The organism is Shewanella sp. FDAARGOS_354, from assembly GCF_002209245.2.
Lineage (GTDB): Bacteria > Pseudomonadota > Gammaproteobacteria > Enterobacterales > Shewanellaceae > Shewanella > Shewanella xiamenensis.
Genome location: NZ_CP022089.2, coordinates 3,962,833 through 3,986,873 on the forward strand (window position 1 = coordinate 3,962,833; position 24,041 = coordinate 3,986,873).

Annotated in this window: 25 protein-coding genes and 1 riboswitch; of the genes, 15 read left to right on the plus strand and 10 right to left on the minus strand. The window is 48.0% G+C overall.

Translation table 11 applies throughout. The features are described 5' to 3' along the window. Positions 1-71 precede the first annotated feature (71 nt). Both CEQ32_RS17840 and CEQ32_RS17845 read right to left on the minus strand, forming a co-directional pair. Positions 72-1,988, minus strand: a complete 1,917-nt coding sequence (locus CEQ32_RS17840; protein WP_047538600.1) for a methyl-accepting chemotaxis protein — start codon at positions 1,986-1,988, stop codon at positions 72-74. Between the two features lie 303 nt (positions 1,989-2,291). Further along, entirely contained in the window at positions 2,292-3,941 is a 1,650-nt protein-coding gene (locus CEQ32_RS17845; RefSeq protein ID WP_037425071.1) for an electron transfer flavoprotein-ubiquinone oxidoreductase, read from the minus strand. A 252-nt stretch (positions 3,942-4,193) separates the two neighbouring features. After that, a riboswitch (molybdenum cofactor riboswitch) is annotated at positions 4,194-4,326 on the plus strand. Here CEQ32_RS17845 and moaA point away from each other — a divergent pair. From moaA to CEQ32_RS17880, 7 genes are all read left to right on the plus strand, one after another. After that, a complete protein-coding gene (moaA, locus tag CEQ32_RS17850) occupies positions 4,314-5,294 on the plus strand; it encodes a GTP 3',8-cyclase MoaA (RefSeq protein ID WP_037425068.1) in 981 nt (326 codons plus the stop codon). Its footprint overlaps the riboswitch before it by 13 nt. A 113-nt stretch (positions 5,295-5,407) precedes the next feature. After that, the gene (gene moaC / locus CEQ32_RS17855) at positions 5,408-5,887 is read left to right on the plus strand and encodes a cyclic pyranopterin monophosphate synthase MoaC (protein WP_011074083.1); all 480 of its coding nucleotides are present in this window, start codon (positions 5,408-5,410) and stop codon (positions 5,885-5,887) included. A gap of 19 nt (positions 5,888-5,906) precedes the next feature. Then, entirely contained in the window at positions 5,907-6,158 is a 252-nt protein-coding gene (gene moaD, locus CEQ32_RS17860) for a molybdopterin synthase sulfur carrier subunit (RefSeq protein ID WP_037423143.1), read from the plus strand. A 1-nt stretch (position 6,159) separates the two neighbouring features. Then, positions 6,160-6,627, plus strand: coding sequence for a molybdopterin synthase catalytic subunit MoaE (gene moaE / locus CEQ32_RS17865; RefSeq protein WP_088586523.1), 468 nt, complete (start codon positions 6,160-6,162; stop codon positions 6,625-6,627). Positions 6,628-6,670: 43 nt separating this feature from the next. Next, on the plus strand, positions 6,671-7,474 hold the full coding sequence (modA, locus tag CEQ32_RS17870; protein ID WP_088586524.1) for a molybdate ABC transporter substrate-binding protein: 804 nt from the start codon (positions 6,671-6,673) through the stop codon (positions 7,472-7,474). Between the two features lie 8 nt (positions 7,475-7,482). Beyond that, the gene (gene modB / locus CEQ32_RS17875) at positions 7,483-8,163 is read left to right on the plus strand and encodes a molybdate ABC transporter permease subunit (RefSeq protein WP_088586525.1); all 681 of its coding nucleotides are present in this window, start codon (positions 7,483-7,485) and stop codon (positions 8,161-8,163) included. Next, complete coding sequence (locus CEQ32_RS17880; protein WP_088586526.1) at positions 8,144-9,247, plus strand: ABC transporter ATP-binding protein; 1,104 nt, start codon at positions 8,144-8,146, stop codon at positions 9,245-9,247. The genes modB and CEQ32_RS17880 overlap by 20 nt, the downstream gene beginning before the upstream one ends. A 1-nt stretch (position 9,248) precedes the next feature. Here CEQ32_RS17880 and CEQ32_RS17885 read toward each other — a convergent pair whose 3' ends face one another. Then, positions 9,249-9,410, minus strand: a complete 162-nt coding sequence (locus tag CEQ32_RS17885) for a hypothetical protein (protein WP_088586527.1) — start codon at positions 9,408-9,410, stop codon at positions 9,249-9,251. A gap of 409 nt (positions 9,411-9,819) precedes the next feature. Between CEQ32_RS17885 and CEQ32_RS17890 the strand changes: the two genes are divergently transcribed. Genes CEQ32_RS17890 through CEQ32_RS17905 form a run of 4 tightly spaced genes read left to right on the plus strand, consistent with a single transcriptional unit; the run spans position 9,820 to position 13,092 of the window. Beyond that, on the plus strand, positions 9,820-10,341 hold the full coding sequence (locus tag CEQ32_RS17890) for a hypothetical protein (protein WP_069454050.1): 522 nt from the start codon (positions 9,820-9,822) through the stop codon (positions 10,339-10,341). A gap of 48 nt (positions 10,342-10,389) precedes the next feature. Beyond that, positions 10,390-11,067: a response regulator transcription factor gene (locus CEQ32_RS17895; RefSeq protein ID WP_011621087.1), complete on the plus strand. Its 678-nt coding sequence runs from the start codon at positions 10,390-10,392 to the stop codon at positions 11,065-11,067. Positions 11,068-11,116: 49 nt separating this feature from the next. Next, a complete protein-coding gene (locus CEQ32_RS17900) occupies positions 11,117-12,373 on the plus strand; it encodes a sensor histidine kinase (RefSeq protein WP_088586528.1) in 1,257 nt (418 codons plus the stop codon). A 32-nt stretch (positions 12,374-12,405) separates the two neighbouring features. After that, positions 12,406-13,092, plus strand: a complete 687-nt coding sequence (locus CEQ32_RS17905; RefSeq protein ID WP_088586529.1) for a TIGR01621 family pseudouridine synthase — start codon at positions 12,406-12,408, stop codon at positions 13,090-13,092. 4 nt (positions 13,093-13,096) lie between these two features. On the opposite strand, the gene CEQ32_RS17910 is transcribed toward CEQ32_RS17905, so the two are convergent. Next, positions 13,097-14,275 (minus strand): GGDEF domain-containing protein, encoded by a 1,179-nt coding sequence (locus CEQ32_RS17910; RefSeq protein ID WP_088586530.1) that lies wholly within the window; start codon positions 14,273-14,275, stop codon positions 13,097-13,099. Between the two features lie 220 nt (positions 14,276-14,495). On the opposite strand from CEQ32_RS17910, the gene CEQ32_RS17915 reads away from it, so the two are divergent. Beyond that, on the plus strand, positions 14,496-14,615 hold the full coding sequence (locus CEQ32_RS17915; protein WP_224022102.1) for a YqaE/Pmp3 family membrane protein: 120 nt from the start codon (positions 14,496-14,498) through the stop codon (positions 14,613-14,615). 76 nt (positions 14,616-14,691) lie between these two features. On the opposite strand, the gene CEQ32_RS17920 is transcribed toward CEQ32_RS17915, so the two are convergent. Next, complete coding sequence (locus tag CEQ32_RS17920; protein ID WP_037423169.1) at positions 14,692-16,866, minus strand: TonB-dependent receptor; 2,175 nt, start codon at positions 16,864-16,866, stop codon at positions 14,692-14,694. A 303-nt stretch (positions 16,867-17,169) separates the two neighbouring features. On the opposite strand from CEQ32_RS17920, the gene CEQ32_RS17925 reads away from it, so the two are divergent. Next, on the plus strand, positions 17,170-17,328 hold the full coding sequence (locus CEQ32_RS17925; RefSeq protein WP_037425046.1) for a DUF2986 domain-containing protein: 159 nt from the start codon (positions 17,170-17,172) through the stop codon (positions 17,326-17,328). Positions 17,329-17,415: 87 nt separating this feature from the next. Here CEQ32_RS17925 and CEQ32_RS17930 read toward each other — a convergent pair whose 3' ends face one another. The 4 genes from CEQ32_RS17930 to CEQ32_RS17945 all read right to left on the minus strand — a co-directional run bounded on the left by CEQ32_RS17930 (position 17,416) and on the right by CEQ32_RS17945 (position 20,707). Next, the gene (locus CEQ32_RS17930; protein ID WP_088586531.1) at positions 17,416-17,877 is read right to left on the minus strand and encodes a M23 family metallopeptidase; all 462 of its coding nucleotides are present in this window, start codon (positions 17,875-17,877) and stop codon (positions 17,416-17,418) included. 9 nt (positions 17,878-17,886) lie between these two features. Then, entirely contained in the window at positions 17,887-18,483 is a 597-nt protein-coding gene (locus CEQ32_RS17935; protein WP_374910873.1) for a hypothetical protein, read from the minus strand. Between the two features lie 3 nt (positions 18,484-18,486). After that, complete coding sequence (locus CEQ32_RS17940) at positions 18,487-19,152, minus strand: CHAP domain-containing protein (protein WP_037425039.1); 666 nt, start codon at positions 19,150-19,152, stop codon at positions 18,487-18,489. 211 nt (positions 19,153-19,363) lie between these two features. Next, positions 19,364-20,707, minus strand: a complete 1,344-nt coding sequence (locus tag CEQ32_RS17945; protein WP_088586532.1) for an anaerobic C4-dicarboxylate transporter — start codon at positions 20,705-20,707, stop codon at positions 19,364-19,366. Between the two features lie 281 nt (positions 20,708-20,988). Between CEQ32_RS17945 and CEQ32_RS17950 the strand changes: the two genes are divergently transcribed. Together CEQ32_RS17950 and CEQ32_RS17955 are read left to right on the plus strand one after the other, a co-directional pair. Continuing rightward, a complete protein-coding gene (locus CEQ32_RS17950) occupies positions 20,989-22,167 on the plus strand; it encodes a PrnB family protein (RefSeq protein ID WP_047539708.1) in 1,179 nt (392 codons plus the stop codon). A 4-nt stretch (positions 22,168-22,171) separates the two neighbouring features. Continuing rightward, complete coding sequence (locus tag CEQ32_RS17955) at positions 22,172-23,293, plus strand: aminotransferase class V-fold PLP-dependent enzyme (RefSeq protein WP_088586533.1); 1,122 nt, start codon at positions 22,172-22,174, stop codon at positions 23,291-23,293. Between the two features lie 142 nt (positions 23,294-23,435). Here the strand turns inward: CEQ32_RS17955 and CEQ32_RS17960 are convergent, their stop codons facing one another. Continuing rightward, positions 23,436-23,693 carry a YceK/YidQ family lipoprotein gene (locus CEQ32_RS17960; RefSeq protein ID WP_226871843.1) on the minus strand — a complete coding sequence of 86 codons (258 nt, stop codon included), beginning with the start codon at positions 23,691-23,693 and terminating at the stop codon, positions 23,436-23,438. Between the last annotated feature and the right edge of the window lie 348 nt (positions 23,694-24,041).

Consider the following 24,041-nt stretch of genomic DNA (forward strand, 5'->3'; position numbering starts at 1 on the left):
AGTTATGTAATAAAAACGCCTTAGGGAGACCCACTAAGGCGTTTCTATATCAATATCTTTGTGTTTGACAATTACACTTTAAACTTAGCTACCAAGGTATCCAAGCGGTGGGCGAGTTGATTTAACGCTAAACTGGCCTGCGCCGCAGCTTGGGCTGTGCTCGCGGTGCGTTGGGTAATGTCGTTAATTTCGGTCACGTTACGGTTAATATCTTCGACCACTGTTGATTGCTCTTCTGTTGCCGCAGCGACTTGAATGTTCATATCACTGATAAGACCAATACGATCGCTAATGCCAACCAAAGACTGGCTAGCCTCATCAACCGCTGTTACACCTTCGTGTGAGCGAGCGCGGCTCTGTGCCATGGCATTAACTGCGCGGCTTGCTTCAGATTGCAACTTGTCGATCATACCTTGGACTTCGTTAGTAGAGGCTGCGGTACGTGATGCCAGATTACGGACTTCATCGGCAACTACGGCAAAGCCACGTCCCGCTTCACCTGCGCGTGCAGCTTCAATCGCGGCGTTGAGGGCTAATAGATTGGTTTGCTCCGAAATAGCACGGATCACATCGAGGATGCCACCGATAGATTTGGTATGAGTCGCGAGGGATTCAATCACTTCACCTACTTGTTCCACATCATGGGAGAGCTGATTGATAGTGTCACGGGCACGCGTTACCACCACTTGGCCGCTATTGGATTCTGTATCGGCATCTTTCGCGGCGACAGCGGCTTGGGCTGCATTACTGGCGATTTCATTTACGGTTGCCCCCATCTCATTGATGGCCGTTACCACCATCATAGTGCGGTCTTTTTGTTCATGACTATCTTCAAGGGTTTGCTGCGCTTGATTAGATACATCTTTCGCCGAGAGGCCGAGTTGTTCACTGGTCTGTGCTACCTCAATCACGGAATCTTGGATTTTGCTGATAAAGCTATTAAACCCTTGGGCAAGTTGGGCAATTTCATCTTCACCATTTACAGGTAAGCGTTGGCGTAAATCACCCTCACCTTCACCGATATCATGGAACATTGCTGCGACTTGGGCGATAGGACGGCTCACTGAACCTGCTACCACAATGGCGAGCATGATAAAGCCCGCGGCAATGATTACGGTCCAAATTAGGATCTGGTAGGCGGCATCTGTCAGCAGGGCGAAGACTTCGGCTTCAGGTACTTGGGCAACCAAATACCAATCCATCGACGGAATATAACTGCTGGCAACAAAGGTGTTTTCACCTTGGATATCGGTATTAATAAGATTGAAATCACTACGATTGAGTAATGAACTCATGTTGGCGCCCGAGTACAAACTCTTGAGGCTGCTCTTGCCAATTTGGCTGGCGTCTGGATGTAGTTTTACCTCGCCTTTGGCATCGACTAAGTAGACAAACCCGGTTTTTTCAATCTTAAAAGAGTCGAGGAGCCGCACCATATCATCGAGGGATTTGGCGAGACCAACAAGTCCGCGACCGTTAGGTTGTTGATAGTTTATAAAGAGTTTTACCTCACCATTGGCTTCGGTAAATACGTTTAACATCCGCTCTTGGCCGCTATCACGATAACCAAAAAACCACCCATCTTGGGCGGGCGTGAGTACGCGTAAAAAACCGTCCTGAGTATAATAGGCTGCGGTTTGTCTATCGGCGTAGGAGGCTTGGGCCAAATGATATTGGCGGGTGATGTCCTTTAATTGGGCAACGACGTGGGGCTCTTGCTCCGTTGGGCGGCCATTTTCAAGCCATTGCAGTAACATACGGCTGCTGGCGAGTTGTTCAGCTGCATTCATTAAGCTCGAAATATCCAGCTCAATCTTGTTGCGGATTTGCATCATTAGGCTAGGCATTTCCGACCCGAGCATACGTTGCTGAACCACATTTTTAGCACTGCGTTGGCTGAGCACGCCCACCAGAATGGTTGATAGCAGCACTGCAAATGCCACTGTCAGCAGAATTTTCTGCTTAATAGTAAGGTTATTAAATATCATAAATATCAATATGCCTGTGTTATACGTTTAGAAATATCGGTCGACGTTTTCTACCAATGACTTAGTATCGGACAGAAATGTTAAAAGTTAACCTTAGTTTTGGTCTAATGCCGAATAAAACAGCGTACAAGACATTTATTTGGCCTAACCTGTTGCTCTTGCGGTAGATCTTGTTATGTAGAGTATAGATGGAAATGAGTTGCTGATTTGAAGCATGTGATTTTTATGGTGCAATTGTGGCCAAAATGTAGGGGTAAGGCAAGTAAAAAGAAGGCGCTCAATGAGCGCCTTCTTCGGTAGAGATTACATATTCGGGTAGTTTGGACCGCCGCCGCCCTCGGGCGTCACCCAAGTAATATTTTGGCTAGGATCTTTAATGTCACAGGTTTTGCAATGGATGCAGTTTTGCGCATTGATAACAAACTTCGGTTGACCCGCTTCTTCAACAATTTCGTAGACGCCAGCAGGGCAGTAACGCTGGGCGGGCTCGTTAAATTGCGTCAGGTTTATCCCGAGCGGGATGCTGTTGTCTTTTAGGCGTAGATGGCAAGGCTGGTCTTCCTCATGATAGGTGCTCGACAGGTAGACTGAAGAGAGCTTATCGAAGCTGAGTTTGCCATCGGGTTTGGGGTAATCAATCTTGTTGTAGGCGCTTACTGGGGCCATTTGTGCATAGTCTGGGTGTTCATCACGCAGGGTGATCGGGAACTTACCACCGAACCAGTTTTGATCTATGTAGTTAAATGCACCGCCAAGGAAAGTGCCAAACTTATGCATTGCCGGGCCAAAGTTGCGCGACTTATATAGCTCTTCGTGTAACCAGCTTTCTTCCAGATGGGTTTGGAAACAATCCAGATCTTTACCGCCTTCGACCTCGGCCATCATTGCCTTAGCTAAGGTTTCAGCCGCGACAATGCCGCTCTTCATGGCGGTATGCGTGCCTTTGATCTTGGCAAAGTTTAAAGTGCCCGCATCGCAACCAATCAGCAAACCGCCGGGGAAACTCATCTTCGGCAGTGAGTTCAGGCCACCTTTAGTGATAGCACGTGCACCATAGCTCAAACGCTCGCCGCCAGTTAAGTATTTGGCGATGACTGGGTGAGTCTTATAACGCTGAAACTCATCGAATGGACTTAAATGGGGGTTTTTGTAGTTGAGGTCGATAATTAACCCCACTGCTATTTGGTTGTCTTCCATATGATAGAGGAAGCCACCACCCGAGGCGCCATCGGTTAATGGCCAACCACCTGTGTGCACCACTTTACCTTGTTCGTGTTGCTCGGCGGGCACTTTCCAGATTTCTTTAAAGCCTAGGCCGTAATGTTGTGGTGTTTTACCATTATCTAAGTGGTATTTCGCGATCAGCTGTTTGCCTAGGTGACCACGGCAGCCTTCTGAGAACACGGTATATTTGGCGTGAAGCTCCATGCCGGGCATAAAGCTGTCTTTGGGTTGGCCATCGGTGCCGACGCCCATATCGCCAATCAGGATACCCTTCACGCTGTTATCTTCATTGAAGAGTAATTCGCTGGCGGCAAAGCCGGGGAAAATTTCTACGCCGAGTTCTTCGGCACGGGTCGCGAGCCAACGGCAGAGATTACCTACGCTGACAATATAGTTGCCTTCGTTGTGCATGGTTTTCGGCACAAATGCATTGGGCATGAGTTTGCTGTCGGTAGCGGAGTTGAGTAGATAGATTTCATCGTGGGTCACGGCTGTGGTGACGGGGGCACCTTTATCACGCCAGTCGCTGAATAGCTCGTCTAATACCCTTGGTTCGAATACGGCGCCTGATAGAATATGCGCGCCCACTTCGGAGCCTTTTTCTACCACGCAAACGGTAATTTCTTTACCTGAATCCTTTGATATCTGCATTAATCGACACGCAGTCGCCAAGCCAGCTGGGCCAGCGCCGACGATAACAACATCGAATTCCATTGATTCGCGTTCCATCAGTTCACCTTTTCCTTCGCTTATCCCCAATTTATATCGGGTGTTGTAGTTTGTTTGTAAACGGGCGTTTTATTACTAATGTCCACCTTACCTCAAAATCACCGCAGGGCACAGGGGCTAAGCAGGCTGTTTAGCCTAAAGAATGACAAATCTTTGGGTGAGCACTGTCACAGATTGTTCACGCTCAGTTGAAGCGGATCAAGAAATACCTGTTTAGGGGTATAGCTAGCCAATACTTTCGGCTTATAATCACGGCTGACGGTTCTCCGAGCTTGCCTACCTAAGTCAACAGATATGGGGGTTAGCCGTGGCAATAAGGCCACTGGGGTGAGTAAAGAAATGCACTCGCCTCCCACACTTGGAAAGGTGATCATGTCTCAATTACAAGACAATTTTGGTCGTAAATTTCATTACTTACGGATGTCAGTCACTGACGTTTGTAACTTCAAATGCAGCTATTGCCTCCCCGATGGTTATCATCCGAATGGCAAGCAACAGTTTTTATCTCTCAGTGAGATAGAAAACCTAGTATCCGCATTTAGCCTCGTTGGCACTCAAAAAATCCGTATTACTGGCGGTGAACCTACGTTGCGTAAAGATTTTACCGATATTATTCGAGTCGTTGCCGATAATCCGCGTATTCATACCGTAGCCACTACCACTAATGGATATAGGCTCGAGAAGCATGCCCAAGAGTGGTTCGATGCTGGTCTGCGCCGCATCAATGTGTCGGTAGACAGCTTAGATCCTAAGATGTTTTACCAGATCACCGGCGAGAATAAGTTCGACGAGGTGATGCGTGGTATCGATGCTGCATTATCCGCGGGCTTTGAGCGCGTAAAAGTCAATGCAGTATTGCTCAAAGGCATGAACGATAAAGATTTACCGCGCTTTTTAAATTGGATTAAGCACACGCCCATCGATCTGCGTTTTATTGAGTTAATGGAAACCGGCCTTGGTCGCGAGTATTTCCAAGCCCACCACTTAGCGGGTGCCGATATTAAAGCTCAGTTGCTTGCCAACGGCTGGCAATTGGATACGCCCCGTGCCGACGATGGCCCTGCGCAAAACTTCAGCCACAGTGACTTTAAGGGCCGTATCGGCTTGATCATGCCCTACGCCACTAATTTCTGCGCGAGCTGTAATCGCTTGCGAGTATCGGCTAAAGGTAAGTTACATTTGTGCCTGTTTACCGAATCCGGCATCGATTTGCGTGATCTACTGCAGCACCCAAGTCAGCAAGCGGAATTAATCGAGCGGTTACATGGTCAACTGGCACAGAAGAAAGAAACCCATTATCTGCATCAGGGCATTACTGGCGTAACTCAGCATTTGGCCTCGATTGGCGGTTAATCTAACTTAGGTTTTAGTCTGCTTATCGCGTTATCTTTCATTTAGTTAGGTTTTGCGATTGCGCTCAATTTCCCACATGCTTGAATTTAGCAGCAGTTTAAAGGATCGCTTCAATGAGCAATGTATTTACCCATATTAACGCCGACGGCAATGCCCATATGGTCGATGTGACCGAGAAAGCCGTGACCGAGCGTGAGGCCCGTGCCGAAGCCTTTATCGAGATGGCGAGCACGACCCTCGAGATGATCATGAGCGGCAGCCACCATAAGGGCGATGTGTTTGCCACCGCCCGTATAGCGGGGATCCAGGCGGCGAAAAAGACTTCAGATTTAATTCCGTTATGCCATCCATTAATGCTAACCAAGGTCGAAGTCGAGCTCGAGGCTCAGCCTGAGCACAATCGTGTTCGCATTACTAGTCTGTGTAAATTGTCCGGCAAAACCGGTGTCGAAATGGAGGCGCTCACGGCAGCCTCTGTTGCAGCGCTGACGATTTACGATATGTGCAAAGCCGTGCAGAAAGACATGGTGATTTCACAGGTGCGCCTGCTCGAAAAACGCGGCGGCAAGTCGGGACACTTTAAAGCTGAATAACGTAAAGCGAGATAAGAATATGATTAACGTGTTGTTTTTTGCCCAAGTTCGTGAGCTTTTAGGGACGGCACAACTGAGTGTTGAAGCGAGCGAGCAGACACAAACCGCAGAAGGATTGCGGGCAACTTTAGCGGCTAAAGATGATAAATGGGCCAAAGTGTTAGCCTCGGACAAATTACTGGTGGCGGTAAATCAAACCATCAGTCAGTGGGATACCCAAGTGAGTGATGGTGATGAAGTCGCCTTCTTCCCACCTGTGACCGGAGGTTGATATGCGTTTACTGCCGAATGTACGGGTGCAAACTGTTGATTTTAATGTGGCCGATGAATACCACCAATTAGCCCAAGATAATAGTGATGGCGCGGTTGTGACTTTTGTTGGCAAAGTGCGCGACTTTAACGATGGTTCAGTGGTGACTGACCTGACTTTAGAGCACTATCCCGGTATGACGGAGCGTGTTCTTGAGCAAATCGTTGCCGAGGCGCGTGAGCGTTGGCCGCTCAATAACGTTACGGTTATCCACCGTGTCGGCACGATGGCGCTGGGTGAGCAAATTGTGTTTATTGGTGTCACCAGTGCCCATCGCAAAGCGGCCTTTGCGGCCTGCGAATTCTTAATCGACTTTTTGAAGACCAAAGCCCCTTTCTGGAAATTAGAAGCAGGGGACAAGGGCAAGAATTGGGTCGAGGCCAAGGATGCCGACGAGCAAGCGGCGCAAGTGTGGCAACACAAAGACTAACGTAAGACTGAGCTAGCAGCAGGCGAGACTGAGAGGTGAGTTTATGCACGGTGTGACAGGGTTAGGCAAAATCTGGGGTCTAGTATTTTCTCTAGTATTGTCGTTCTGTGTTGCTTTGATGCCTACCGTTAGCCGCGCCGAGACAGTGCCTGCGATTGCGGCCGCCGCCAATATCAAGTTTGCCCTCGATGATATTGTTAAAAACTTTAGCGCCGAAACTGGGCTCAAGGTGCGAGTCTCCTACGGCTCATCGGGTAATTTTGTCGCGCAAATTCAACATGGTGCGCCATTTGAAATGTTGCTTAGTGCCGATGAGCGTTATATCCATGAGCTGCAAAAAGCGGGCTTTACCCGCGATGAAGGCGTGCAATACGCGGTGGGTCGCCTAGCCTTAGTCGCCCCAAACAAGTCCCCTTTAACCTTGGATACTGAACTTAACGGCGTAAAAGCCCTACTCGCCGCGGGTAAGTTGGAGCGCTTTGCGATTGCTAATCCTGAGCATGCGCCCTATGGCGAACGCGCCCGTGAACTGTTGCAAAAACTAGGCTTGTGGGATGGTCTACAAACCAAGCTAATCCTAGGTGAAAATGCCTCCCAAGCGGCGCAATTTGCCGTGAGTGGCTCCACTCAAGGCGGTATTATTCCGTTATCGCTTGCCTTAGCGCCCCAGTTTAAAGCATTAGGCCAAGCAATTGCTTTACCCGAAGATCTTCACGGCCCACTTTATCAGCGTATGGTGCTAACGCCTAAAGCGGGGGTAACTGCGGAGCGTTTTTATCAATATCTTCAATCTGATGCCGCCAGAGCCGTATTTGTGCAATACGGATTTGGTCTACCCGCTCGGTAAGGCCAGAAATGGATTGGCAGGCGCTTTGGTTATCGGTCAAACTCAGTAGCATCACGGTATTGGTGTTGATCCCGCTGGCGATTCTGGCGGGGCGCGCCTTGGCCTATCGTCAGTTTGTGGGTAAGTCCTGGGTTGAGGCGCTCATCATGGTGCCCCTAGTCTTACCGCCAACTGTGATTGGTTATTACTTGTTGGTTGGGCTTGGCAGCCAAAGCTGGTTAGGGCAATGGTTAGAGCGCCTAACCGGGCAGCAGTTAGTGTTTCATTTCTCGGGGTTAGTGCTGGCATCCGTGCTGGTGAATATTCCGTTTGCGTTGCAACCGATACAGCGCGCCTTTGAAGCAGTTCCCCATGATGTGCGCGATGCTGCGGCTTGTTGCGGCATGAGCAAACTTAAAATTCTACTTAAAATTGAATTGCCTATGGTCTGGCCGGGGGTGTTGACCGCCATAGTGCTGTGTTTCTCCCATGTACTCGGTGAGTTTGGGGTCGTGTTGATGATGGGCGGGAATATCGCTGGCGAAACCAAGACGATATCGATCTCCATTTATGACAGCGTGCAGGCCTTCGATTTTGGCGCAGCAGGTACTATGTCTCTGGTATTGCTGTTATTTGCGATTACCGCATTGGCTCTAACTACCAGTTTGTCACGGCGTTTAGGAGGTCAGGGTGACGCAAATCATCGCTGATCTGCATTGCCAGATCCAAAACCATAAGCATATAAAACTGAGTGCCGAATTTAGCTGTAAGGCGGGTGAGGTGTTAGCGGTCGTTGGGCCTTCAGGTGGCGGTAAGACGACGTTACTGCGGATGATCGCTGGGCTGAATCATCCCGACACGGGCAGTATTGTGTTTGGTGAAACGCCATGGTTCGACAATAAAAGCCGCACCGCGCTAACGCCGCAGCAGCGCCATATTGGCTATATGCCACAGCATTTTGGCTTATTTCCCAATCTTACCGCGCTCGAGAACGTGGTTGCAGGGCTTGACCATATTCCCAAGTCGGAGCGAGTTGCTAGGGCGAAGGATTGGTTAGAACGGGTTAATTTACATGGTTTGCCCGATAGACTGCCTATGCACCTCTCCGGTGGTCAACGCCAGCGGGTTGCGCTTGCTCGCGCCCTTGCCCGTGAACCTTCAGTGCTACTGCTCGATGAGCCATTTTCAGCGGTGGACAGAGAAACTCGTGAGCGTTTGTATCTCGAACTTGCTCGACTCAAAGAGCAACTGCTTTGCCCAGTGATTATGGTGACCCACGATTTAAACGAAGCACTGCTGCTGGCCGATTCGATGATCTTGATTAGCCAAGGCCAGATGTTACAGCAGGGTGCGCCGTTTGAGGTGTTATCGCGGCCACGTAACGAGGCCGTTGCGCGGCAGATGGGCTTAAGGAATATTTTCGATGGCGAAGTGGTGTTTCAAGATCGCACTAAAGACATCACCTGGCTCAAATTTGGTGAGCAGCTGATCGCCAGTGATTTTGGCAAAGACCGCAGTGTTGGCAGTAAAGTTCGCTGGGTCATCCCCAATCAGGGTATTCGATTTAACGCCATTTCAAATGGACGTTTATGCCGTAGTTTTAATAAGTTAGATGTGACTATCGACTCTTTACTTGTGATGGGCGAGTCGGTGCGGGTCGTCTGTTATGCTACCGGGACTAAACTACAGCTTAATACGGAAGTGTCACTTCATCTCGCACAGAAGCTTGGCCTAACTAAGGGGATGCAAACCACGGTTGCGCTCAAATCTGAGCAAATTCATATTTTAGAGTAGGTTAATGACGTTTTTTACCTAGTAATCCCATCCAAAATGTTCCTTCCAACAGCATACCTAAGATGATAAACGTCACGGCGCTTGTGGCGCTGCCATAGGCGTAGGCGCTTAATGCTGCAAGCAGTAGCAAACTTAAGCTAATCCAGCGTGTAATTGGTTTCATATGCACTCCGATTTAAATGGCCGTTTAGTTGACTCTAGAACAACGGGATTGCATTGCCAATCGTGCTTTTTGATGACACAGATGCGCTAAAATACCCGCTGAAATTCAATTAGTGTGATTTTAAATGGCTAAATGATGGGTTTTTACGGTAAATGTCATGCTTCAAAATCCCCAGATGATCAAAGCTTAATCTTGTTTCCATCGGTGTTTCAGTCGCTATTAGGTAAACTGAATGCATTCGTCAGTGTTTGCTGAGTTTGAATCAAGTGGATTGAGCAATTCACATGAGTGATGAACTAGGCGCCATCATGGGCAAACAGGGATAAAAGCGATGGGACTTTAGTACGCCATCGACATCTAACTGATTGTCTCATAAGATACAAACTTAGCCGATTTTTATGGAGGAACCATGAGACTATGGTTGCTAGGATTCATGTTGGTATCTGGGATTGCCACCGCAGCCCAGAGCATGTATTCGATGCTTTCGAGCGGTGAGTATCAGCCGCCGTTAAGCGTGATGCAGCAAATTGAGAAGGAGTTTCCTGGCGTGATTGCCGAGTTTGAAATGGAAATGCAGGAAGGCGAATTGGTCTACCAGTTTGAGTTGATTAATCCGCTGGCGAATGCAATTACCCGTTTCGAATATCGGGCGCGAGATGGTAAGTTATTGAAACAAAAAGCGGGTAAAGTCACAGCCGATGATGTCGGCGAGGTGGAAGCCGCACGCCTTATCAGCACTAAGCATCAAACCTTCTCCGGCATTATTGCAATGGCGACTCAGGATCATAAGGCCTTTCTAACCGATGCTAAATTAGACCATGACTTAGGTATCAGTTACTTAGAGTTAAAGTTGCTGGACGATACAGGCAAGTATAAATTGGCATTCGATATTGAAAATTTACGACAGTTACCTTTACTTAAGTGGGATTAGCACGCTGAGTATTACCGCTAAGTGAAGACAGGGGAGCGCAGCATACAGATGAAAATACTTTTAGTTGAAGATGATGCGACAACGATCGACTACATCGTTAAAGGATTTCTTGAGCAGGGACATAATATTGAGACCGCCAGCGATGGTCATCAAGGTCTACTGCAAGCCACGAGTGGTCAGTACGACCTCTTGATTCTCGACCGCATGTTGCCCCAACTCGATGGGTTGAAACTGCTGGCCGCCCTTAGAGCAACTGGCAACCAAACTCCAGTGCTTATCCTGTCGGCGCTGGCCCATGTGGATGAAAGGGTAAAAGGCCTGCGTGCGGGCGGCGATGATTACATGACTAAGCCCTTTGCCTTTTCGGAGCTGCTTGTACGTGCCGAAAAGTTGATGCAACGGGGCCAATCTGTACCTATTACCACAGATCTGGTGGTCGGCGGCTTAAAAATGGAGCTGCTAACACGCAACGTGACCTTAGATGGCCACGATTTGATGCTGCAACCCAAAGAATTCCAATTGCTTAAGTATCTGATGGAGCACGCTAATCAGGTTATTAGTCGGACGCTATTATTTGAAGCCGTGTGGGATTATCACTTTGATCCCCGTACCAATGTGATCGACGTGCATATCGCCAAGTTACGTCGCAAGTTTGAAGAGTTAGGCCACGGTGAATTGATTGAAACCGTAAGGGGAGCGGGTTATCGCTTACGCCAAAGGCATTAAGCCTTACCAAAGCAGCGCCTGGCGCATCACTATTATCTTCTCGACCTTAGTGACTGTGATCATAGGCGCTTTGCTGTTTGCCCTTTATCGGCAACTTATTATCGAACAGCAGTACCAAGTGACTCAGTATCTCGAGTCAGAAACCCAACGCTATCAGCAGCTTGCTCTTACTGTCGACCGTCGCAGTTTTGCGGCGCAAATTCGTGCTGCCGATCCGCAGACGGCGCTTATCGCTTGGCGCAATAGCTATGATATGGTTGGCGCCTTAAGCTTTATGCCCGAAGGTATGCCCATGCTGCCGCAAACCCGGGATTTCCCGATTTTGACTGGCGGCCCTGATAAGTTGCATATCCTTACTGGCGGTCTAGTGATGACCCGCTATGGCCCCGTACTTATCGCCACCCGTACCGACAACTTAGCCACACTCATCGATAAATTTATCAGCGCAGCGGCCACGGCCGTGATGTTGACCATAGTGTTAACCTTAGCGCTGGGCTATCTGTTTTCTAAAGCAATTTTACGCCGTTTAGTGCAGTACAACCGTTTAAGTGAGCAAATTGAGCGTGGGCATTATGATACGCGTCTGCCGCTCAGTTGGCGTCAGGACGAGTTTGATATGTTGGCGCTGCAATTTAACAACGTGCTGGATATTCTTGAGAATAACCTGATGGCGGTGCGTGGTGTGACTGACAATATCGCCCACGATTTGCGCACGCCTTTATCCCATATTCGCATTGGTCTTGAGGAGTTGGCGGCCAAATCTCCCGATGAAATCAGTGAGGGCTGTGCGATTTTGACCGAAGAGCTTGACCACTGCCTTGCGACCTTCGATGCCATGCTCTCGCTGACACGCATTGAGGAAGGGCAGCAAACCTTAGATTTGCAGGAGCTGAGTTTGGCGCAGCTATGTACCGATTTGCTGGAAATGGCCGATGCAGTTGCGGAGTCGAATGAGCAAACCTTGAGCCTGTCGCTGCTATCTGACCATAAAATTTATGGTGACAAGTATCTGTTGTTCCAAGCCTTATATAACTTGGTCGACAATGCGATGAAATATTCAGGCCAAGGCGCACGTATCGATATTATTCAATCCAGTGCCCAAATTAAGATTTGCGATAACGGTCCAGGGATCCCCGATGACAGCAAGGAAAGAGTATTTGAGCGTCTAGTGCGGCTCGACCCCAGCCGCCATTTGCAGGGTACAGGTTTAGGATTATCTATGGTCAAAGCGATTCTGTCGCGGCACAATGCGCAAATTACTCTTTCGGATAATCATCCTGGCCTTGTGGTTACTATCCAGTTTTAGGCCAATATCCGCGTGACAGTGTTAGGAACCCCATGTACCGAATCATAGCCAATGAGGCTGATTTTCTTGTTATTTCTAAATCGCCGAATGTGCACTTTCACAGCCAAGATGGCACCGCGGGTGTCGTTGCGCAGCTGGAGCATGATTTGGGGATTAAGCTCTTTGCCGTGCATCGGCTCGATACCCCGACCTCAGGGCTGTTACTGTTAGCCAAACATCCGGCGGCTGCGCGGCAGTTGACTGAGCTGTTTAGCGCCCATCGAGTACAGAAATACTATCTCGCCCTCGCTAAAGGTAAGCCTAAAAAGAAGCAAGGCTGGGTGATTGGCGATATGGCTAAATCCCGCCGCAGTATGTTTAAGTTACTGCGTACCAAAGAAAATCCAGCGATTACCCAATTCTTTTCCGTCAGTGTTGGCGATGGGCTAAGGCTGTATTTGCTCAAACCCCATTCGGGTAAAACCCATCAGTTACGGGTAGCGCTTGCTAGCCTTGGGGTACCGATTTTAGGCGATGCCCTCTATGGCTCCGATGTCGCCGACCGCTGTTATTTGCACGCCTATTGCCTGCATTTTCGTTATCAACATGAGGATGGCAGTTGGCAGAATTATGCGTATCTTGATATGCCTGAGCAGGGTGAGCTCTTTTTAACTGAGGCTGTCAGTGAGGCGCTGACATTTTGGCAAGCACCAGAGACTTTAGATTGGCCTGAACGATAGGTGTTTATTGGGAGGGGAATGCTTGGCAGATCCGGTCGCGCCCCTCAGACTTTGCTTGATACATGGCATGATCGGCTTCAATCAATAGTTTGTCTGGCTGACATCCTTGATAAATCGTGGCGTAACCCACGCTTGCGCAAAGTTGGACTTTTTTATCCTGCCAGTTAATCGGATTTTCCCTCAGTACCCGATGTAATTTATCCGCAACGGCTCTTGCGGATGGTGCGCTTGTGGCTGGCAGTAAAACCAAAAACTCTTCCCCACCATGACGGCACAGGACATCGTGTTCCCGTAATACCGAGTTAAATAATCTTGCCGCCGTCAGCAGGGCGAGGTCACCAACATCATGACCATAGTGATCATTTATGTGTTTGAAATGGTCGAGATCGAGCAAGATCACGCTATAAGGCTCTGCATTTTTCTGCCAGCGTTGGTGGGTTGTGGTGAGTCTTTTTTGCATTGCGCGTCGATTCCACAGCCCTGTGAGCTGGTCTTTTTCAGCCAACATTCTGATTTTACTCACCAGACGAGTCATCGCATTACCTATCATCAGGATATTGATAAGTAAGGCTAAGAATACATAAAACCACAGCACAGGAATGGCTTCAATTGTGTGCATGGCAATAAATATTGGCGTTTCACTCGGCGATAACAGGGCGATGAAAAACCGAATCATGAAGATGATAGCCATCGCGATTAAGGGGGTGATCATGGCAATCGCAATCTTATTGCCAGTCTCTCTGCGGATAGCGTAATAGTTATCTCGGCTGAGCATCACAAAAGATAGTGCTGCATTTGCTGAAAAAAGCATGGCGAGTATCGGCTGAGATTGGACATTTGGGGGAACCATCAACATGAGTGCAGCGGTGATTGCGAGCATAGTGAGATCGAGCTTAGTGCTGTGCTGTAAGCGGAACAGATATTGTGTACCCCAACGCAGCATGATAAATCCGAGTAAGATAACAATATCTGCGCAAAACCAGTAGAGGTAACTATTTGATTCGGTTCTTAGAGTGTTGAGAATGATGCCGATAAATACACAGATATTCGCAAGGGAAAAGCGTATGCTGGCTAATTTGGCAATGTTCAATGGTTTGGCGATTAATCCCCATGCAATAGCGGCTGTACCTGTCAGTAGACAGATAAATTTAATCAGTAGAAGGGCTTGGGGATCAAATTCCATGGCGGCGTTCAATTTTCCTTTAACTATAGATGGCTTTTGGCATTTTTGTTGAAATGGACTGAATGTTAAGTGAAGACCTGTGCCACAACGCCCAAGCCACAGGTTGATAATGCAATGGTTGCAAACCGGTGGGCTAACGACGAAGTTAAAAACTGCTTACTCGTCATTTATTACGGTTTAAGGATGGCCTGCTGTCGATATAAACAAATGACTATGAGTCATTATTGCGATTCTATTGCCTCCCGTTGTGGTATTTTTAAACGCGGGCGTAGGCAAAGATCTGTTAATTATCATAGTGCTGTGTTTATTTTTCGGGTTCCCGCCCTACCGTTGTCACTAAGGTGTAGCGTGTTTCAATGAGCCAATAAAAAGCGCAACCTAAGTTGCGCTGATTATCGATTTCACCTGTTCGTTAATTAAAACGCCACGGTATAACCTATAGTGGCAGTACGACCCATACCTTTGAAATAACGATCATTTGTACCCATGGTTTGTGAGTAGTAGTTGAAATAATCCTTATTAAACAGGTTTTGTACACCAATGCTTAAGGTACCCGTGTAGAGCGGCATTGAAAATGACGCGTCGACAGTGGTGTAACCATCAAACTCGGCATATTTAGCACCTTTGGCATTTTCAAAATCACGGTCCATAAAGTAATTTGCTTGAACACGTGTCGACATTTCATTATCGAAGTTGTGGGTCCAGAATAAGTTGATACGATTCGGGGAAATATTGGCGCCATCGAGATCGGTATCGACCTTATTATCGCCGTTTACATCGTATTCGCCCCGTTGCAGTGCGATGTTCATGCCCAAATCATCATTGCTTGTCAGATAAGCGGTGACATTCGCTTCGATCCCATCAATGACGCTTTTTTCACGTTTTACATCATAGAAACCGTCGCTGTTTAAGGCTAAACGGGCACCAAAATCGGTAGCAGAACGGTAGTAAGCAATCTTAGCACTTAAGAAACTACCTTGATAATCGGCACCCAATTCAACGTTATCCGTCACGATTGGAGTTAAGGCTAAAGAGTCACTAATGCTTGGATTGGCGCCGGGGAAACTGTTTCCGTCACGCAGAATACGGCCAATGTCTGGCATGCCAAACCCTTGGTTGTAGCTAGTGTAGACGCGGATATCCGGCGTGATTTTATAGGATAAACCGACATTGAATAAGGTTTCATCAAAGGTGGCTTCGCCCCCCGCGATTTGCTTATTGCCAGCACCATAGAGGGTTTTGTAGTCATCAACATTGAGGGTAGCGTGTTCGTAACGCACACCGGTTGATACGGTTAAATCTTTAATTAAATCATAGTCTAACTGTAGATACGGCGCGAAGTTATCATAGGTGCTTTCAGGTACCCAAGAGAACCCAGTTTTCACTAAGTCCTGTTCAGTCGTATCGCGGAACAAGTCGATACCATAGGCCGCATCGATGCCAGTATCGGCAATGTTTTTCGCGATTAACGAAGTTTTTAGGCCCCATTTAACCGAAGAGTTGCGTGATTGCTCGTAGTATAAGTGTTCGCCTTTGCTATTTACACCGCATTGAACCACTTGATCGCTGCCTTCAAAGGAAGGATCGTAGAAGCTATCGAAGCAACCACCGCCGTACACTGCTTTAAAGTCTTGATTAAACAACTGCATGTTGAGCTGTTGGCCTGCAATGTTTTCGTGGCTATAGGTCAAACTGGTGGTGGTGACTTGGTTATTAGCCGCTTCCCAGGGCTGTTTTTGTTCCACGGCACCGGTTGGAATACCATTGGGTTTATTACCTGCTACGGCCATCCAGTCGCCATTGTTATCCATGTTGTAATGGTTAACCATCAACTCTAGGCGCGACTCGGTAAAGTTGTGGCCTAATTTGATGAAGAAGTCCTTACTCTGGCTATCCATGGACTCGCCTTGCGTGGTATCTACCCCAATCACATCGTGATTGGCATCGTAGTAAACCCCGTTATTGCGATAGCTGACCGAGCCTAGCATATCGATCAATTCTGACTCGCCTGAAAACGCATAGCTGGCACCAAAACTGACACCGTTAGACTTGAGTGAGTCAGGGACTGTGACATCAAAGCTAGCGACGTGCTGGTTATCGCCCGTGGGCTTTTTGGTGATGTAGTTGATAATACCGCCCTGTGCGCCTAGGCCGTGCATCGCATTGGCGCCGTGAATAATTTCAATGCGTTCAATCATTGCAGGATCGATAGTTTGTCCTGAGCGGCCACCGCTGCGCAGCGGGTTCGATTGCGGCACGCCATCGATCATAATTAATGGTGCACGACCACGCAGGGTTTCACCCGTATTACTCATCTTTTGGCGGCTTGGTGAAAAGCTTGGCGCTAAGTTGCCAATAATGGTCGACAGATCTTTGGTGGTGCGGAACTGTTCTTCGAGTTGCACGCGGTCGATAATGGTCACTGTATTAGGAATCGAGCTTGGGGATTTATCCATACGGCTCGCGGTCACGGTAATTCTTTCTATTTCTTTGTTTTTATTTATTTCCGTGTCGGATTTTTCTTGTGCAATAGCGGATTGGGTGAGTGCTGCAAAGACAGCGAGAGCAACAAACGAGGTTTTGAACGTCATATAACTTCCTGCTAAGGGCGTGTGAATTTGCTACACCGAATTCCTTGGCATCAGACTCTTCCGTTAAACAACATTGCAAATGATAGTGATTTTTATTAACTTCGGATGATAAGGAAGTCATTCAAGGTTGTCTAGTCGATCTGTAAATCAAACGAGCTAAAATGTGGCGTTTTTTGCAACTTGTGACTCGGATAGCAATTATAGGTGTATTAAGATTGAGGGTTTATCTTCATCCTACTGATTTGTTGCTGTGGCTAAGGATGGCTATAATGTCGGCTTGAATATTGCTCAGATACAGCGCTTATGAACCGCAAAAAGAAGATTAATCAAACGCTTAAGCAGAAGGCGAAAAAAGCTAATGCCAAGCTTCACACCAGTAATAAACCTAAATATATCGCGAAAGCAGAACGAGTTGCACAGGCTCTCGCGGCAGAAAATGAGCTAGAAGTGCCCGTTGAGTGAGCCGTTAATCTCTAACAGTTAAATCCTCAATAAAGCTTACTTAGCCTCTAAATACTCAATGGGATTGAGATAAAAAGCCTTTTTATATCATTGGGTTGAAGTGTCTATTCGCCAAGGTCTTGGGAACAGGCTTAAGATGGAATAGTGCAAATGGGGTGGTTTACCTTGAGCATTGCCAGTCGTACCGACTGTGCCTAGCGTTTCTCCACCTGTCGCGAATAAGCCTGTCGATGCTTCAATGCTGCCTAGGTGCGCAAAATAATGCATTTGCCATTTAGGGCCGAGTCCAACAACGACTTTTCCGCCTTTAAAAAAGTCACCTTTGTACAGCAGTAGCATGGGCGTTGGTGCGATAACCGGGGTACTCGTGGCCGCAAATATATCGATACCCTTGTGTGTGCCCGAACTTCCCCAAGGCTCATACCAAAAGGTTTGGCTATTCCAATCCTTATTCGTGGCACCTTTTACGGGGATGATAGGTTGTTCTGGCACCAAGCATCCGGCAAGGAAAAAGAGTGCGAGAATGAATGCGATATATTTCAGTTTCATTGTTATCTCTTACATAAATCTTTTAGTGAAACTCACTGAATTCACACCAGTTTGTCGGATATTGCAGGCGCTCGGTTTCACCAAGTGATAACCAATAGGGGCGCCAAAACGCATCGCACCAAAACTCAAGGTTCCCTTGCAAACTCCCAAGTGTATCAGGATCAACATCGGGAAAACTTTCCCAAGGAGCAGGCGGCGTGGCCTTAAAGGTAATAAGCTGTTGCAATAGATTGATATCATTGGTGATGAGCAGTACGCAGAACCCCGCAAAATCTGCATATTGCTGTAAAAATACTGTTGTCTGTAGGTTGGTGTGTGATGCAGTACGCCATTAAATGGCGCATCAGAACCTACAATTTGCTCGAATCCCGCCTGGCAAAGTAAAGTGTCGAGTCGCTGTTTATCTTGATCATTCAGCAAGCAATGGAGTTGATAGGCGGATAATTCAGTCTCAGTTGTTGGCGTGACTAAGGGATAAGCTTGGTGGCGAGGTAAAGTGAGACTCGCAGTTGCCTCGCCACCAAAGAGTGCTTGAAGATCCGTTGCCTGCGAGCGAGTTGTCGCTTTTATGGCAAATAGCTGTTTTACCCAGTTAAAAATCCCCATAGCTTATTCCTTAATGGCCATCGCAGGGTCGATAAAGCCGCCCGTTTCTGTTATCACCTTAGGGCTTATTGCCTCCCAACGTAACCATCCTTTGGCGCGTGGTGCGTTTATATACCAGAGTCCAGCCCGTTGTTCTAAGGGAAAATATTCCCTTGATGGGGCAAATGGACCGGGGTTTTGCTGGGCAATTTCGATACTATTGTCCGTGACGGCCGCGATAATGGCGACATGGCCATAGGGATTAAACATCCATGGGGCAAAGACCAGCAAATCATCAGCCATAGGTTTGCTTTGGCTGCCATTGGTAAATTGGCGCAGTGCACGTTTTTCGTTCCAACTGCCATCAGTGAGCAGATTATCGAAGAAGTCCCGGGCGTGCCCAAAACTGTCAGGCATTTTGTGTTGATATCGTTGGTAAAAGTAGCGCTTAACAAATTCTACGCATTGATATTTTATGCCGAGGTTATAGCCGTCGAGGGAGAGGTTGCGTCCCTCATTAGTGTTAACGCCACCGTTATAGTAAATCTCGATTCCATTGAGGGAGTCGATAATGTCACCCACTTGGTGATCAGTGTTGAAGTGATAGCGTGTAAGCAACTGATAGCCGAGAAAACTTACGCTAAGCCCTAGGCCCACAATCAGCATCCATAAGCGAAAACCTTTAATCATCTTTAGTACGACATTCTCAAAAGATAAATTGATTCAGCATGATATAAGGCGGGATTGTATGCTGCTGTTGCTAAAGACGTCTAGCTGATAAGGGAGTGTGGCGGGAGCTTAATACTTTCGTACTGAGCGCTTGCACATCTTTAATTCGTCAGGCCGATAGCGTTAATGTGCTATCGGCCTGATTATATGTGCTTATTAACGCAAACTAACTTTACAGTAGCGCAGTTGCCAACAGATAACCCACGGTTGATGCGGTACTAACACCAATCAGTCCTGGGATAATAAAGCTGTGATTAATGATGAACTTACCAATTTTAGTGGTACCTGAGCGATCGAAACCGATGCAGGCCAAATCGCTTGGATAAGTGGGCAGCACAAAGTAGCCATAACTGGCGGGTAAAAAAGCAATTAATAGCTTAGGATCGACACCTAAAGCTAATCCCATCGGTGCAATCGCCGTGAGCGCGGCCGCTTGGCTATTGACCAGTTTGGAGATTAAAAACAGCACTAGGGCATAGGTCCAAGGCTGGTTTTGCACTACGTGGGAGAGGTTTTCCTTCAGTACATCCATATGGCTGATAAAGTAAGTATCGCTCATCCACGCCACGCCAAATACCGAGAATATCGCCACCATACCCGCTTTAAAAACCGGACCATTGGCAATTTCAGCCGGCTTGACTTTGCAGCTCATCAAAATAAAGGCGCCTGCAATCAACATCATCATTTGGATCACTAAGTTCATCGACAGTGGCGCGAGCTTGCCTTTCTCTTCAAACACTGGACGCAGCTCGCTAAAGGAGCCAAGTAACACCACTGCGGCGATAGCGGCAAAGAAGATCCCTGTTGCCCAATACGCTTCTTTGGGGAAGGTTTGATTCAGTAGCGTTTCGCCCTTGTCGTAGATAAAGGCTCTTTGCACAGGATCTTGAATTCGCTCTTGAAACTCTTCGTCTTTATCTAAATCTTTGCCGCGACGTAGGCTCCACAGTGCCGCCACTAACACACCGCAAAGGGAGGCTGGCACCGACACCATTAAAATGTCCAGCATGCTGTAGGCATGGCCAACACCGTACTGTGCCGCCAAAATCGATACCATAGAAACGACGGCGACTGATACAGGGGAGGCGCAAATCGCCATTTGTGAGGCGACCGAGGCCACCGCCATGGGGCGTTCTGGGCGAATGTTCTTCTTCAGGGCAATGTCAGAGATAATCGGGAACATGGTGTAAACCACATGGCCTGTACCGCACAAAAAGGTGAGCGTCCATGTAGTTAACGGTGCCAGAATGGTGATGTACTGTGGATGGCGGCGCAGTAAACGTTCGGCAAACTGCATCATCACATCTAAGCCGCCTGCGGTTTGCAACACGGCGGCACAACCGATAACCGCAAGAATGGTTAACATCACTTGCACTGGTGGCTGTCCGGGGGCGAGACCAAAGACAAACGTCAGTAAAAATAAACCTATACCACTTATCAACCCGAGCCCCATACCACCATAGCGGGTGCCCAGTAGCAAGCAGCCGAGTACGACAATAAATTCCATTAAAATCATTTTGATTTACCCCTGCGGAACCTGCCGCGCTATTTGTATTAGGACTAGCTGTATTTGGCGTTATTTTGCGAGGCGATTGACTTTGATAACTTGCGCTGGCGCAAGGTGTAAATAAAAAGTGGCATTAGATTTTTCATAAATTTGAGCTAGCGCTAGAAACGTGTCGCCAGAAGTTGCATCCTTGTTAACTCGGAAGCGCTAATGGCGCCTGTAGCCAAGTGAAACATGCCCTAGTACTTGCTCCGGTAAAAATAACCATAACAATCGCCAAGGATGTCCAAGTGAAACCTGCCACCTATAATACCGAAGCCTTCGATGAGTGGATCCGCAGCCGCTTTGTAGAACTCAACTCGCAGCTTGAACAGCTTTATTACCAGCAGATCGACCGTGCTAATGTGCAAGATATCGGTACCGAGCTTAAGCAAACTCTAGAAAGCGAAGGGCGAGGGCTGATTAAGGCTTTGCTCGATGAGGGCAATACCGACGAAGGCTTTGATAGTGCTTTTGATTTGCTAGGCAATGTTGGCCTGTATATGGCCGCCTGCCGCCGCCATGAAATTACTGAGCCAACACGGGAGACCACCTCGCCACTTCTTGAAGCGTCAGCGCTGGCGATGCATATCGGCGCCTCAATTGGAGTCACGCCGCGCTTTGCTACCGCCCATTTAACCACCCATAACCGCGCCCATAATGGTATCTACAAACGCTTTACCGATCTGCCCGATGAAAAACTGTTTGTGGATTACAACACTAAAGGCATTTTGGCCTATAAACGTGCAGCTGATGCGCTATTAAAAATCCAGCCTTTGGGGATTTCTCATCCAATTAGTCACGATTTACTGCGCGTCGCTAAGCAGGCATTGCAGGATGTGATTGATTCGAATACGCAGTTATTCAATCGTTTAGATACGGACCGTTTCTTCTACTGTGTCCGCCCATATTACAAACCCTATCGGGTTGGTTCTGTGGTGTATCGTGGCGCCAATGCGGGCGACTTTGCTGGGATTAACGTTATCGATTTAACCCTAGGTTTATGTTTTGCCAACGAAGCATCTTATTCGCAAATGCTGGTGGATAAGTTTTTATACATGATGCCGGAGGATCAGCAAATCTTGCGGGAATGCATGCGCCGCCCTAATTTGATGGATGACTTTTTGCAGGCCAAGGGCTGTGTGCATCAGGACTGGTATCAAGAAAATCTCAAGCTGTTTATCGAAGTCTGTGAATTACATGGGCAAACTGCGATTCAACATCACAATGAATTAGTGACTAAGTATATTGCTGAGCCTTCGGTCAGCATGGAACAACAACATTTAGCCAAAGTGACCGCCAGTGGTCCACCATTGCCTGTGTTACTCGCCTCCCTTGAGCGTTTAAGGGATAGACGCGCGGCCGTATTACGTGACGATATTCGCACCCGTTATTATGATTTGAAAAAACTCAAAGACAGTTTGAGGTAAGGCCATGCTGCTAAATGTAAAACAGGACTTTTGCCTCGCAGGCCCTGGATATCTGCTTAACCATTCCGTGGGGCGGCCACTCAAATCGACCGAGCAGGCGTTTAAGCAGGCGTTTTTTGCACCTTGGCAGGAGTCTGGCCGCGAGCCTTGGGGTCAATGGTTAGGTGTCATCGATAACTTTACCGCGGCGCTGGCAAGCCTTTTTAATGGTCAGCCGCAGGAATTTTGCCCGCAGGTGAATCTATCGAGCGCATTGACCAAGTTGGTGATGTCACTGGATAGATTAAATCGCGATGGCGCCGTGGTGCTGATGAGCGAGATTGATTTTCCTAGCATGGGATTCGCCCTTAAAAAGGCATTGCCCGCAAGTTGTGAACTGCGCTTTATTCCCAAGGGCTTAGATGTTACCGACCCCAATGTGTGGGACGCACATATCAGCGACGATGTTGATTTAGTCTTTGTCAGCCATGCCTATTCTAACACGGGACAACAGGCCCCCCTCGCGCAGATTATCCCCCTTGCCCGTGAGCGTGGCTGCTTGAGCCTAGTGGATGTGGCGCAATCGGCTGGGATTTTGCCGCTGGATTTAGCCAAGCTACAGCCAGATTTTATGATTGGTTCGAGTGTGAAATGGTTATGCTCCGGCCCCGGCGCTGCGTATCTGTGGGTCAATCCGGCTATTTTGCCCGAATGTCAGCCACAGGATGTGGGTTGGTTTAGCCATGAAAATCCCTTTGAGTTTGATATTCATGATTTTCGCTATCATCCAACAGCGTTGCGGTTTTGGGGCGGCACGCCTTCTATCGCCCCCTACGCTATTGCCGCCCATAGTATTCAATATTTTGCCAATATTGGCTCACAGGCAATGCGTGAGCATAACTTGCAACTGATGGCTCCAGTGGTACAGGCATTGGACAATGAGCTCGTCTCGCCGAGGGCAATCGATAAGCGTAGCGGTACGCTGATTTTGCAATTTGGCGAGCGGCAAGCGCCGATCATGGCGGCATTGGCTGAGGCGAATATCAGTGTCGATGCCCGCAGTTTAGGGATACGCGTATCGCCACATATTTATAACGATGAGGCCGATATCCTAAGGTTACTGGAGGTAATAAAAGCCCATCGTTAACGGATTGAGCATAGCTTACTCAGCCGACATGGCGTAATAGCCTCGAACAGGGAGCATGGCTCTGGGGCATCAAGGCGCCCCCTAATGCCGATGTCATTAACCCATGCCCTGAGGCTGAGGTCATTTATTGGGGCGAATATGCTCAAATGCTGTAGTTATAGTGGCAGAACATAGAACGCGGGGTTCGGAGCTTGGGATTACTGGGCGTGATAGCCAAATCGACGGGCAGCATCACGGTATCGACGATCAGCGAGCTACCCATATCGACCAGTGTCAGAGGGATAGTAAACAGTAGCAGTGGCGGGGCGGATAACGCAGAAACTATCGCACACTCCTCGCCATTATCAACAGCAGTTTGAACACTGGAGAAAGAATGCCCCCAAGTTGAATTTTCTCCCATCCTCGATGTTATTGTTGCACATCCCGTGAGAGAACAGCACACGACCAAGCAAGTCAACCAACGCATAACCACTCCATTGTTTATATGTGAAAAACCGCATTGTTTCGGTATGAGCGACTCGCTTGATTAACTTTGGGCGTTAGTCTTATGGAACCCGAACTGGTTTTGTTCGACACCGATATATTCAGTTTTAGCAAGTCGGCATTCTAACCACATGAATATATGTGTCAATTATTCAGCAGCAGTAATGAGACAACAGTAAAGAGACTCCCAACTTTAGTGTCGCAGTAGTTAACGCCTCTGCCTATAAGTTAGTTTTATATCGCGTTTAGCTCAGTCTTAAACGAC